Source organism: Vibrio paucivorans (assembly GCF_054053395.1).
Genome location: NZ_CM133230.1, coordinates 257990 through 271179 on the forward strand (window position 1 = coordinate 257990; position 13190 = coordinate 271179).

11 protein-coding genes are annotated in these 13190 nt (G+C 45.7%); 10 read left to right on the forward strand and 1 reads right to left on the reverse strand.

Going from position 1 to position 13190, the window contains the following annotated elements; translation table 11 throughout:
- The first annotated feature begins 1 nt into the window (after position 1).
- The 10 genes from rpe to ACXABW_RS01235 all read left to right on the forward strand — a co-directional run bounded on the left by rpe (position 2) and on the right by ACXABW_RS01235 (position 12387).
- Positions 2–676, forward strand: coding sequence for a ribulose-phosphate 3-epimerase (gene rpe / locus ACXABW_RS01190; protein ID WP_252029110.1), 675 nt, complete (start codon positions 2–4; stop codon positions 674–676).
- 80 nt (positions 677–756) lie between these two features.
- Positions 757–1443 (forward strand): phosphoglycolate phosphatase, encoded by a 687-nt coding sequence (locus ACXABW_RS01195; RefSeq protein WP_457523630.1) that lies wholly within the window; start codon positions 757–759, stop codon positions 1441–1443.
- Positions 1444–1574: 131 nt separating this feature from the next.
- Positions 1575–2612 carry a tryptophan--tRNA ligase gene (gene trpS, locus ACXABW_RS01200; RefSeq protein WP_126575787.1) on the forward strand — a complete coding sequence of 346 codons (1038 nt, stop codon included), beginning with the start codon at positions 1575–1577 and terminating at the stop codon, positions 2610–2612.
- A gap of 98 nt (positions 2613–2710) precedes the next feature.
- Positions 2711–3385 (forward strand): hypothetical protein, encoded by a 675-nt coding sequence (locus ACXABW_RS01205; protein WP_457523633.1) that lies wholly within the window; start codon positions 2711–2713, stop codon positions 3383–3385.
- A 316-nt stretch (positions 3386–3701) separates the two neighbouring features.
- Positions 3702–6314 carry an ExeM/NucH family extracellular endonuclease gene (locus ACXABW_RS01210; RefSeq protein WP_457523635.1) on the forward strand — a complete coding sequence of 871 codons (2613 nt, stop codon included), beginning with the start codon at positions 3702–3704 and terminating at the stop codon, positions 6312–6314.
- 144 nt (positions 6315–6458) lie between these two features.
- On the forward strand, positions 6459–7037 hold the full coding sequence (locus tag ACXABW_RS01215; RefSeq protein ID WP_457523636.1) for an aminodeoxychorismate/anthranilate synthase component II: 579 nt from the start codon (positions 6459–6461) through the stop codon (positions 7035–7037).
- A gap of 368 nt (positions 7038–7405) precedes the next feature.
- Positions 7406–8638, forward strand: coding sequence for an aspartate aminotransferase family protein (locus ACXABW_RS01220; RefSeq protein ID WP_252029115.1), 1233 nt, complete (start codon positions 7406–7408; stop codon positions 8636–8638).
- A 235-nt stretch (positions 8639–8873) separates the two neighbouring features.
- Positions 8874–9893 (forward strand): arginine N-succinyltransferase, encoded by a 1020-nt coding sequence (astA, locus tag ACXABW_RS01225; RefSeq protein ID WP_252029116.1) that lies wholly within the window; start codon positions 8874–8876, stop codon positions 9891–9893.
- Positions 9894–9944: 51 nt separating this feature from the next.
- On the forward strand, positions 9945–11402 hold the full coding sequence (gene astD, locus ACXABW_RS01230; RefSeq protein ID WP_457523638.1) for a succinylglutamate-semialdehyde dehydrogenase: 1458 nt from the start codon (positions 9945–9947) through the stop codon (positions 11400–11402).
- Between the two features lie 193 nt (positions 11403–11595).
- On the forward strand, positions 11596–12387 hold the full coding sequence (locus ACXABW_RS01235; protein WP_265687758.1) for a DUF1338 domain-containing protein: 792 nt from the start codon (positions 11596–11598) through the stop codon (positions 12385–12387).
- A gap of 122 nt (positions 12388–12509) precedes the next feature.
- On the opposite strand, the gene crp is transcribed toward ACXABW_RS01235, so the two are convergent.
- A complete protein-coding gene (gene crp, locus ACXABW_RS01240; RefSeq protein ID WP_004410522.1) occupies positions 12510–13142 on the reverse strand; it encodes a cAMP-activated global transcriptional regulator CRP in 633 nt (210 codons plus the stop codon).
- Between the last annotated feature and the right edge of the window lie 48 nt (positions 13143–13190).

Here is a 13190-nt window from a genome sequence, read left to right on the forward strand (position 1 = left end):
TATGAAAGATTTTCTAATCGCTCCATCTATTTTGTCTGCAGATTTTGCTCGTCTTGGTGAAGATGTTGAAAGAGTGCTGGCTGATGGCGCGGATGTGGTTCACTTCGATGTCATGGACAACCACTACGTACCAAACCTGACTTTTGGTGCACCGATTTGTAAAGCGCTACGTGATTACGGCATTACGGCTCCTATTGATGTGCACTTGATGGTGAAGCCTGTCGATCGCATTATCCCGGATTTTGCCAAGGCAGGTGCATCGATGATTACATTCCACGTAGAGGCGTCAGAGCACGTAGATCGCACCCTTCAACTGATTAAAGAACATGGTTGCCAAGCGGGTGTTGTACTGAACCCTGCGACCCCACTTTCTTGTCTTGATTACATCATGGACAAAGTAGATATGATTCTTCTTATGTCTGTCAACCCAGGCTTCGGCGGTCAATCTTTCATCCCGAATACTCTGGATAAGTTACGTGCGGTACGCAAAATGATTGATGAGTCTGGTCGAGATATTCGTTTGGAGATCGATGGCGGCGTTAAAGTTGACAACATCCGTGAAATTGCAGAAGCGGGTGCCGATATGTTTGTAGCGGGCTCTGCCATTTTTAACCAGCCAAACTACAAAGAAGTGATTGACGAAATGCGTGCTGAACTTGCAAAAGTAAATGCATAACGGCCACACGCAGCTTAAGTAAAAGTTAAAACGTTAGGGGCGAATCTCGCCCCTTTTTCAATTAGGAATTTGGAATCATTATGTCGTTAGAAACAATCAAACTTATCGCGTTTGACTTAGATGGTACTTTGCTAGATAGCGTGCCGGATTTGGCTGTTGCGGCAGACCAAGCCGTTCAAGAATTGGGCTTCCCATCGGTAACGGAAGAACAAGTGCGAGATTATGTTGGTAATGGTGCTGATATCTTAATTGGTCGAGCGCTGAGCCAGAACTTAACTGTGTCACCTGATCTGAGTGATGAACTCAGAGCAAAAGCGCGTGTTTTGTTCGATGACTTTTATCAGCAAGGTGGGCACAAGCTAAGCCATCTTTACCCATCGGTAAAGGAGACACTTTCAGAGCTACACAAAGCAGGCTTCATTATGGCGCTAGTAACCAACAAGCCATCTAAGTTTGTACCAGAAGTGTTGGAGCAGCATGGTATTGCGCAATACTTCGTAGACGTGATTGGTGGCGATACGTTCCCTGAGAAGAAGCCAAATCCAATGGCGCTTGAGTGGTTGCTTGAAAAGCACCAAATCGAAGCGAGTCAAATGCTAATGGTTGGTGACTCCAAGAACGACATTCTTGCCGCAAAAAATGCAGGCTGCCATTCGTTTGGTTTAACCTATGGTTATAACCATGGTGAGCCAATTTCTGTGTCTCAGCCAGATTATGTCGCAGATACCATCGCAGATTTAGCAGAAGTCTTAGCTGTTTCAGCTTAATAGCGATAAAAGATCTTTCAAAATACTCGTTAATGAGTACACTGAGTAAACCGTGTGATGAGGTAGTGACTACCTGCGTTTACACGGTTTTTTTCATTTATTCGTAATAAGAAGTCAAAGGAATCATTCCCATGAGCAAACCCATCGTATTGAGTGGTGTTCAACCATCAGGTGAACTAAGTATCGGTAACTACTTGGGTGCTCTACGTCAATGGCAACAGATGCAAGATGACTACGATTGCCAATACTGTGTGGTAGACCTTCACGCGATTACGGTTCGTCAAGATCCGAAAGCACTGCATGAAGCGACTCTAGACGCACTCGCAATCTGTCTTGCTGTTGGTGTTGATCCGCAAAAGAGCACGCTATTTGTTCAGTCACATGTACCAGAGCATGCTCAACTTGGTTGGCTTCTTAACTGTTACACTCAAATGGGCGAGTTGGGTCGTATGACTCAGTTTAAAGATAAGTCTGCCCGTTACTCGAAAGACTCATCTAGCCAGTTTGGTGATGTCAATGTTGGTCTATTTGATTACCCAGTACTGATGGCTGCAGACATCCTGTTATACGGTGCGCATCAAGTTCCTGTAGGTAGTGACCAGAAGCAACACCTTGAGTTAGCGCGTGATATCGCTAATCGCTTCAACAACATCTACTCGCCAGAGCAACCAATCTTCCAAGTGCCAGAGCCGTACATTCCTACTGTGAATGCTCGTGTTATGAGCCTGCAAGATGCAACGAAGAAGATGTCTAAGTCTGATGATAACCGTAAGAACGTTATTACTCTGCTTGAAGAGCCAAAGTCAATCATCAAGAAGATTAACAAAGCTCAGACAGATGCTGAGACACCGCCGCGTATTGCACACGATTGGGACAATAAAGCAGGTATTTCTAACTTGATGGGTTTGTACTCAGCAGCAACGGGTATGAGCTTTGAAGAGATTGAAGCGAAGTACCAAGGCGTTGAAATGTACGGCCCATTTAAGAAAGATGTTGGTGAAGCACTAGTTGCGATGCTTGAGCCGATTCAATCTGAATACCACCGTATCCGTGCCGATCGCGCATACATGGATCAAGTGATGAAGCAGGGTGCAGAAAAAGCCTCAGCTCGCGCAGCAGAGACGCTGAAGAAAGCATACGAAGCAGTAGGTTTTGTGGCTCGCCCATAAGACAAATCAATAGCACGAAAAGCCGTCACATCTGTGGCGGCTTTTTTGTTTGTCTGGCTGTCTATACTTAGGAGTATTCGAACTTTTGGGTCAAGGCAATGTGGCGAATATGGTGGTGCGTTGTAGTGTTGTCAGCCAGTGTTGGTATTCGGGCTGAGCAACTTGCTCTAGCTATGTCGACGGAAGCTTATAAAGCATTTGAGCATACCCAATCTATGCGTTTGGCGTTAGAAGCTTTTACGCTGGCAGGGCATAACGTGACGATTAAAGTCGTCCCCGGAGAAAGGGCGCTAAGGTTGGCGAACAGCGGTGAGTTGGACGGCGATTTGTTCCGTCAGCCCCAGGCGGTCAGTGATTTCCCTCATCTCATTCCGGTTCAGGTTCCAATCCATAAAGCGAAATACTATGTTTATGTCTTCTCCAATCGAGAGTGTCCTCTGTCTATCGATGACATCACTCGACTAAAGCCGATCGGATTGTCTGGGCTTAAGTATTTTGAGCTTGTATACGCGAAAAGTGAGGTTGGCTTTCTTCAGGTCGATGGTATGAAGTTGCTAACCGATAGTCTTCGTAAACGCAGAGCTGATTTTACCGTGGCACCCATTGATTTGTTTGGTGCTTATGACAAGCTCGATGGTGCAGAAGACTTTAAACCTTGTTTTGAACAGCCGTTATTTGAAACCCAGTCTTACATCTATCTTCACGCCAAACATCAGCCGCTAATCCCTGCACTCGAAGCTGCGCTGATTTCACTAGGCCTGAGCTATCCATAGTCGCCAAATCTGTCCGAATTTTTGGGGTATCAACTGACTAAATCGAAAGTTTATGTTGGCATATCCTGTGTCACCTTATTGTTTATTAACCAAATTTTCCCACTATTTACTGGGATTGTTGAAAATATGCGCTGGGTTCAGCTATTCGTGATATTAATGCGATTTCGATCTCGATACTGACTGTGAATGTTTTTCTATTGCAACTAAAAGTCCAACATTGTTCGTGCAAAATTCATTTATAAATTCAACGAACGTGATATGGAACACTTTCTTTGATGTCGACTGAACATTGAAGGAGGATTTTTAGAGGTGGACAATGGAAACCAAACTTACTCCTAGCTTGCTTGCTCTCGCGATTGGCGCAACGCTGTCAGTACCTGCTACTGCTGATGTCGTACTTTCTCAATATGTGGAAGGTAGCAGTTACAACAAAGCCATCGAGATTGCCAATACTGGTGATTCAGCCGTAAGTCTCGACGACTTTGTGTTGGCAAAATCCAGCAATGGCGGTGGATCGTGGGACACAACTTTACCGCTAACTGGTCGAGTGATTGCTGCAAATGATGTACTGGTGCTTTCTCATTCCAGTGCGAACAGTGATATTCAAGCGGTGACAGATGAAAATAACTCGTCGGTCGTTAACTTCAATGGTGATGACCCTGTCGCACTGCTGAATTCGGATGGTAGTGTTCATGACATGCTAGGTGAGATGGGAGATGTTGATTGGGGTAAAGACGCCACGTTAGTTCGCAGTGATCTTACGCCATCAGCGACATATCAAGCATCACAGTGGGCGGTATTGGCGAAAGATAATATCGAAGGGCTTGGTTCACTTGAAGCGGGTGAGTTACCTGAAGCATTTGCTTGTACTCAGGACGGCTCAGAGCCAGTATTCACTTCTATCCAAGATATTCAAGGTGAAGGGGATACGTCACCTTTCATCGACGGCTACCCATATATCACCGATGAAGAGTACTTTGTCAAAGGTGTTGTAAGTGCCGTGACAACAGGTATTACAAAAGGCTTTTACCTACAAGCGCTAGAAGACGACTATAACGACAACACCTCAGAAGGCTTATTTGTTTATACTAATTTGTCCCAGTCCGATCTCCAGCCTGGCGATGTCGTGTGTGTTAAGGGTAAGGTACAAGAGTTTTACAACCTTACTCAGTTGAAGGCGGAGAATAACAATTGGGTGAAGCATGGTGAACAAGCTGCGCCTCAAGCGACTGAAATAACCATTCTAGAGAGCGACGAGGACTTCGAGCAAACGTTAGAGCGCTATGAAGGCATGCTGGTTAAGACCACCGAAGCTTTGGACATGCGTGTTACTCGTACATTTGGCTACGACTACGCAGGTCGCCGCAATAATATGGTATTGGCGCAAGGCCGAATCAACATGCAACCTAACCAAATGTTTGCTGCAGGTTCGGATGAAGCATTGCAACAGTCAGAAGAGAATGCGCAGCGTCGCGTATTTGTCGAATCGGATCAAAAAGCCGCTGATGGCCAAGTTCCATTTTACCCTGAGTTTGGCCGCACTGATGTGGACCAGGATGGTTCAACGGAAGATTACATTCGTATCGATGATACCGTTGTTGGCCTAGAAGGTGTGTTGAGTTACAGCTATAACGAGTATCGCTTAATCGCGACGAACCTTCTTACTCAAGACAACTTTGTTCGCAACGATCCTCGTACTGATAGCCCGGATATGGAAGAGGGGGATCTACGCATCGCAACCTTCAATGTCCTTAACTACTTCAACTCGCCATTTGGTGGTGATGCTAACCAGCACGGTGATAATCGAGGCGCAGACAGTTACGAAGAGTTTGAAGTCCAGCAAGAGAAGATCCTTAATGCGATCATTCGTCTTGATGCTGATATTGTTGGTTTGATGGAAATTGAAAACAACGGCTTTGGTGAAGGTGCGGCGATTCGCCAGCTGGTTGAACAGCTCAACTTACGTATCCCTAAGAAGAAAGATCGCTATGAATTTGTTGCGGTAGACTCAAATGGTGATGGCGTTACTGATGAAAATGATTCTGTCGGCACTGATGCGATTACAACTGGGGTTATCTATCGTAAGAAAGTCGTAAAACTGAAAGATACTCTAGTTATACCAATGCCAAGCCAGCAAGCACCAGAAGTGCTTGATGATTCGGGTAAAGTGATTGAAGACGGTAAAAACTATCAGCGTGATACGCTAGCTCCGACTTTCAAAGTGAAAGCGATGAAGGGAATGAAAGGCGAAGACGATAGAATCACAGTTGCTGTTAACCACTTTAAGTCGAAAGGCTCGAAATGTTGGGAAGACGCAGCACCGGTCGAAGACGGTGGACAAGGTGGTGTTGATGCCGATAAACAAGGTTCGTGTGAGCACTTCCGCGTCGCTGCAGCGGTAGCATTGGGTGATGCGCTCAAAGAGGTTAAAGGGCACAAAGTCATTCTAGGAGACATGAACTCTTACGGAATGGAAGATCCAATGTTGGTTCTGACTGACTACAGCGCAGAGCTATACGGAAAAGAAATCAAAGCCGCACGTAATACATACATCGATGGTGAAGTACAGTTTGGTGACCAAGGTGGTGTGATTACCGAAAGTTACGGTTACATCAATGCCGTCGCAATGAAGCACCCAACCAGTTGGAGTTATTCATACAATGATGAGGTGGGGGCACTGGATCACTTGCTGATCAGCAAAAGCTTAAAACACAAAGTAGTGGATGCGACGGATTGGCATATCAATGGTGGTGAGTCGACGCTGTTTGACTATAACGATGAGTACAAAGGCGACCTACCTAAGTACCAAGACCACTACCGCTCTTCAGACCATGACCCTGCGGTATTGGAACTGAATATGGCGGGTTCCTTTAGTTTTGGAGCTGTGATGTCTTTGTTTGGCTTAGCGTTATGGCGTCGCCGACAATAAGTCACATTAAGCTGTAAACCCTATAGGCCAGCTTATGCTGGCCTTATTTTTACTATTTGCAGACTTAACACTTGCCTTTCCGCCTTGGTATTGCACAATACCGCCCTTAAAATGTTTTCACTTTAGAGCCGTACCTTAAAGTTCATGCTACTTATCATCGATAATTACGATTCGTTTACTTACAACCTGTACCAATACTTCTGTGAGTTAGGTGCTGAGGTGAAAGTGGTTCGTAATGATGAAATTGATATAGCCGGAATTGAAGCATTGAATCCAACCCATCTAGTGATTTCTCCGGGGCCTTGTACTCCGAATGAAGCTGGTATCTCACTGAGTGCCATTGAACATTTTGCGGGTAAATTACCTATCCTAGGTGTGTGCTTAGGCCATCAAGCTATTGCACAGGTCTTTGGTGGTGAAGTAGTTCGTGCTCGCCAAGTGATGCACGGTAAAACCTCCCCAATTCGCCATAACAACCGAAGTGTATTTACTGGTCTGAATAATCCATTGACTGTTACGCGTTACCACTCCCTAGTTGTGAAAGCAGATAGCTTACCGGAGTGCTTTGAATTGACCGCTTGGACGGAGTTTGAAGATGGCAGAATGGATGAAATCATGGGCTATCAGCATAAATCATTACCACTGGATGCCGTCCAGTTTCATCCTGAATCAATCAAGACTGAGCAGGGTCACCAGCTCCTCGCGAACTTTCTTCGCCGATAAATCCTGCTTAGGATCACCTTTCTTAACATTTCTTTCATGAATTTACACTCGGGTAGTCTGTGCAAAACTATTCGCAATACGATTCGCTTTCCCTGTTAAAGCCTTTACTGGCTTATGATTAACCTCAGCTTATGCTAGCTATAAGAATAAATTGCTTCATAAAAGTGATTGCTTGATGCATAAATAGTCATGTGAAATGACTATTGGAATGCCACTGAGGCTGCAAAAAGAATTATTCACTATTGAAATAGTTAATTAAATGTAAATACAATGCTGCAGCAGTAAAAATGCAAAATATTATATGCCTTCATAATGTTGATGGTTAATACGCTTATCTGCTCGCATGCGGTATCAAGAGGGAATGTGCAATGACAGTGGAAAACTCAGGTTGTGAAAATCAACAGGTAGAGCGCGGTTTATTCAATGAGGTAATGGTTCCTTGTTATAACCCAATGGAAATGATCCCAGTGAAAGGCGAAGGTGCCAAAGTATGGGATCAGCAAGGTAACGAATACATCGACTTTGCTGGTGGTATTGCAGTGAGCTGTTTAGGTCACTGTCACCCAGCAATGGTAAACGCATTAACAGAGCAAGGTAGCAAGCTTTGGCATCTGAGTAATGTAATGACCAATGAACCAGCACTTCGTTTAGCAAAAAAACTAACAGAAGTTAGCTTTGCCGAAAAAGTCTTCTTTGCAAACTCGGGCGCAGAGGCGAATGAAGCCGCATTGAAATTGGCTCGCCGCTGGGCAGCGGATGTACATGGTGCTGAGAAGTCAGAAATTATCGCGTTTAAGCAAGGTTTCCACGGGCGTACTTTCTTCACTGTGACAGTTGGTGGTCAGGAAGCGTATTCAGATGGTTTTGGTCCTAAGCCGGGTGATGTCACTCACTTGCCATACAACGACGTTGAAGCATTGAAAGCACATATCTCAGATCGCACCTGTGCAATCATGATGGAACCACTTCAGGGAGAAGGCGGCATTATTTCCCCGACTGACGAGTTTGTGCAAACAGTTCGTGAGTTGTGTGATAAGCACAATGCTCTACTTATCTTTGACGAAGTGCAAACGGGTAATGGCCGTACGGGTAATTTCTACGCATATCAAGGTCTAGGGGTTACACCAGACATCCTAAGCACGGCTAAATCGCTCGGTGGTGGTTTCCCAATTGGCGCGATGCTAACGACGACTGAGCTTGCTCAGCATCTAAAAGTCGGTACTCATGGTTCTACATATGGCGGTAACCCGCTGGCATGTGCAGTAGCAGAAGCTGTAGTCGATGTCGTGAGCCAGCCAGAAACGCTGGAAGGCGTAAAAGAGCGTGAAACGCTATTCCGTGATGGATTGGCTAAGCTTAATGATAAATACCAAATCTTTAGTGAAGTGCGTGGTAAAGGTTTATTACTTGGTGCTGCACTTAACGAGCAGTGGCAAGGTCGTGCTCGCGATGTGCTTGTAGCAGCAGGTCAGCAAGGTTTGATGGTACTGGTTGCAGGTGCAAATGTGGTTCGTTTCACACCATCGCTGGTTATCACTAAAGAAGAAATTGAACAAGGATTGGCTAAGCTAGATAAAGCTCTAGCAACGCTAACACAATAATTAAAAACATCTTATAAGGTCAGGCAATCGGGCTTGACCTTATACCAATATCACTAGCCATATGTTCACGGCTTTCGTGTGTAAAACAATGTGCTATGCATTTAGCACTGAGTATACGCGAGCTAGCAAGTCTAACTTCACCATACTTTTCAATATGGCTTTTGTACTGCTGAACTCCTTAAGGTGAGGGGCTCAGTTGTCGGTGATTTGGTATTAGCATCAGGAGGGAGTATCGATGCTGGTTGTTCGTCCAATTGCAATGTCGGATTACGATGCTTTGCACACATGTGCGGTAGAGTCGGGTCACGGATTCACATCTCTTCCAGTTAACGAAGAACTGTTAACTAACCGAATTAAACACTCAGAATACAGCTTTGGAAAGCCAGACGTTACCGAACCGGGTGATGAAGGTTATCTGATGGTGGGCTTTGATAGCGAAACCGGCGAAGTAGCGGGTTGTACTGGTATTGAAGCCTCTATTGGCTGGGATGTTCCGTTTTATTCTTATCACATCAGCACCGTGGTGCACTCATCGCCAAAGTTAGGCGTGAACAATGTGGTTAAACTGCTAACGTTTGGCAATAACTACACTGGCTGCAGTGAAATTTGTACGTTGTTCTTACGTCCAAGTTTCCGTGGTGGTTTGAATGGCCGCTTAATGTCTAAGTGCCGATTCTTAATGATGGCAGAACATCCACATCGATTCTCAGATACCATCTTCGCCGAAATGCGCGGCGTGTCTGATGCAGAAGGTAACTCACCGTTCTGGCAATGGCTACAAGAACACTTCTTCTCGATTGATTTCACGATGGCAGATTACCTAACAGGTATTGGTAAGAAAGGCTTCATCGCTGACTTGATGCCTAAGTTGCCAATCTACATCAACTTACTGAGTAAAGAAGCCCAGGAAGTGATTGGTAAGGTCCACGACAATACTCGCCCTGCTCTCAAGCTATTGGAGCGCGAAGGTTTCACTTGCCGCAATTACGTGGATATCTTTGATGCGGGCCCTACGGTGGAATGTGACCGTCGTAATATCGAGTCGGTACGCCACTCGTTCCGTGCCAAGGTACAAATCGCTGAGCACACCAGCTCTCAAGATTATCTAATCTCGAATACCTCGTTTGAAAACTTCCGTGCCGGCGCAGCGAAAGCAGCTTACGACCAAGCGACGGAAACAGTGATCATCTCTGCTAGCGTTGCGAAAGCGCTCGAAGTGGAAGAGGGCGGCTATGTCCGCATGTTGGCTCAGTAATAGCCTGTCTTGAAACTGAACTTAGACAGTCGAATTTAGAAGGATAGAAACATGACACAGTGGATTGCAGGTGAATGGGTAGCGGGCCAAGGCGAGGCAATGAACTCAATCAGTCCGTTTAACAACGAAGTGATCTGGCAAGGCGACAGCGCAACACCCGCTCAAGTGGAATCAGCGGTAAAAGCAGCGCGTGAGGCATTTGTTAGCTGGAAAAAGCTCAGTTTCGAAGAGCGTGAAAAAATCGTTTTGGCGTTTGCTGAAAAAGTGAAAGAGAACAGCGAAGAAATTGCGCAGATCATTGCCAAAGAAACGGGCAAACCAATCTGGGAAACTCGCACTGAAGCGGCGGCAATGGCAGGTAAAATTGCCATCTCAATTCGCGCCTATCATGACCGCACTGGCGAAGCGCAACGTGAAGCGGCAGGTAACCAAATCGTACTCCGTCATCGCCCGTTAGGTGTGATGGCGGTATTTGGCCCTTATAACTTCCCAGGCCACCTACCAAACGGTCATATTGTCCCAGCACTGCTTGCGGGGAATACGGTGGTATTCAAACCTTCAGAGCAAACGCCTTGGACGGGCGAATTTGCCATGAAGCTTTGGCAAGAGGTCGGTCTGCCTGCTGGTGTGATTAACCTTGTGCAAGGCGCGAAAGAAACCGGTATTGCTCTGGCGGATGCGAAAGGCATTGATGGCGTACTGTTCACGGGTAGTGCGAATACTGGTCATATCCTACATCGTCAATTTGCGGGTCAACCGGGTAAAATGCTAGCTCTCGAGATGGGCGGTAACAACCCAATGGTGATTTCTGACCAATATGGCGACCTAGATGCAACGGTATACACTATTATCCAATCTGCATTTATTAGTGCAGGCCAGCGTTGTACTTGTGCGCGTCGTTTGTATGTACCTCAAGGTGAGAAAGGTGACCAGCTGATCGTTAAGCTAGTTGAAGCAACCAAGAACATTCGTATCGACCAACCATTTGCAGACCCAGCACCGTTTATGGGGCCGCAAATCTCACAAGCAGCAGCGAAGTTCATTTTGGACGCTCAAGCAAACCTACAATCGCTTGGTGGAGAAAGCCTAGTTGAAGCCCAAGCTGGCGTGGCTGCGTTTGTCTCACCGGGTATCATTGATGTGACAAACATTGCTGACTTGCCGGATGAAGAATACTTTGGCCCACTACTGCAAGTAGTGCGTTATCAAGGGCTAGAGAAGGCGGTTGAATTGGCAAATGACACTCGCTTTGGGTTGTCTGCTGGTTTGGTATCAACTGACGACGCAGAGTGGGATTACTTCGTTGATCATATTCGTGCAGGCATCGTAAACCGTAATCGCCAGTTAACGGGAGCAAGTGGTGATGCACCGTTTGGTGGCCCTGGCGCGTCGGGTAACTTGCGTCCAAGTGCTTACTACGCGGCGGATTACTGTGCGTATCCAATGGCATCTATGGAGGGGCAAGAGACTTTACTGCCAGCGACCCTTAGCCCAGGCCTAGCGCTGTAACGATGTTAAGAGTTAAGTCGCCATGGTATTAAGTCAATGCGGCGACTGAACCACATAAAAATAATAGAAGCCTAAAGAGCTTCAGTGGCTATCTGATTGTGGTGCGTCGTTTTCCTGCAATAGATAGCCATTTTTATACGTAGATTTCCAATAACCACAACCAATTAAGCAACACGCTCTACAAGGAGGCGACATGACGCCAACGGTATTATTTGATTCGCTATGGACAGACTACATTGCAAGGTTATGTCCTTCTGCTGAAAAGGTTCACAAACTGCTAAAAGAAGACGAAGCGTTGATCAATGATCATATTGCTTTGCGTACATTTAATGTCGCACCGCTAGGTATCGAAACGCTGGCGCAGCCGTTTTTAGACGTTGGCTATAAAGCTTGTGGCGATTATGTATTTGAAAGTAAAAAGTTGGTGGCGAAGCATTATGAGCACCCAGATCCTACCCAGCCTAAAGTGTTCATCAGCGAGCTCAAAGTGGAAGAGTGTTCAAAGCAGCTACAGAGCATTGTAGCCAAGCTCGTAGAGCAATTGGATCATAGTAAGCTAAAAGGTCATGAATTCTTGTCTGGTGGGCGATTATGGGAGCTAAGCTATGCTGACTTCCAAACATTGGCCAAAGAAAGTGAGTACGCTTCTTGGCTTGCTGCTCATGGATACGGTGCTAACCACTTTACAGTGAGTGTCAATCAGCTAAATGCGTTTGATGAAGTAAAAGGCGTGAATGACCACCTGCGTGAAGCAGGCTTTACTATCAATGAGTCGGGCGGCGAAGTGAAGGGCTCTCCAGAGGTATTATTAGAGCAATCATCGACGATGGCAGACAAAGTGCCAGTGAACTTTACTGAAGGCGCAGAGGTGATTCCTGGTGGCTTCTATGAATTCGCTAAACGCTACCCTATGGCTAATGGTGAACTCTACCCAGGGTTTGTAGCTGCTTCCGCCGATAAAATCTTTGAGAGCACCAACGGCTAATCGAGCGATAAAGCAGATACTTCGCTTGTGGTATCTGCTTGGTTTCACAATGTCAGAAAAACAAAAAAGCCACCAATGTTTCCATTGGTGGCTTTTAAAATTTTTGGTTTAATCAGTGAAGATTAACGAGTACCGTAAACAACGATAGTCTTACCGTGAGCAGAAATCAGGTTTTGCTCTTCAAGCATCTTCAAGATACGACCTACTGTTTCACGAGAACAACCAACGATTTGGCCGATTTCTTGACGAGTGATCTTGATTTGCATGCCGTCTGGGTGAGTCATTGCATCTGGTTGTTTCGCTAGGTTCAGAAGAGTCTGAGCGATACGGCCAGTCACGTCCAAGAACGCTAGGTCACCTACTTTTTGGCTAGTCACTTGTAGGCGGCTTGCCATTTGCGCAGAAAGGCGCATTAGGATATCTGGGTTAACTTGGATAAGTTGACGGAATTTCTTAAATGAGATTTCTGCAACTTCACAAGGAGATTTAGCACGAACCCAAGCGGTACGCTCTTGGTCTTCTTCGAATAGACCAAGTTCACCGATAAAGTCGCCTTGGTTTAGGTAAGAAAGGATCATTTCCTTACCTTCTTCGTCTTTGATAAGAACCGCTACTGAACCTTTAACGATGTAGTACAAAGTTTCAGCTTTCTCGCCCGCGTGAATCAGCGTGCTTTTTGAAGGGTACTTATGAATATGACAATGTGAAAGAAACCACTCTAGTGTTGGATCGGTTTGAGGTTTACCTAGAACCATAATATCTCACTTCCTCTGCAGGGTACGCTTGCCGCTTTCCATATTTTA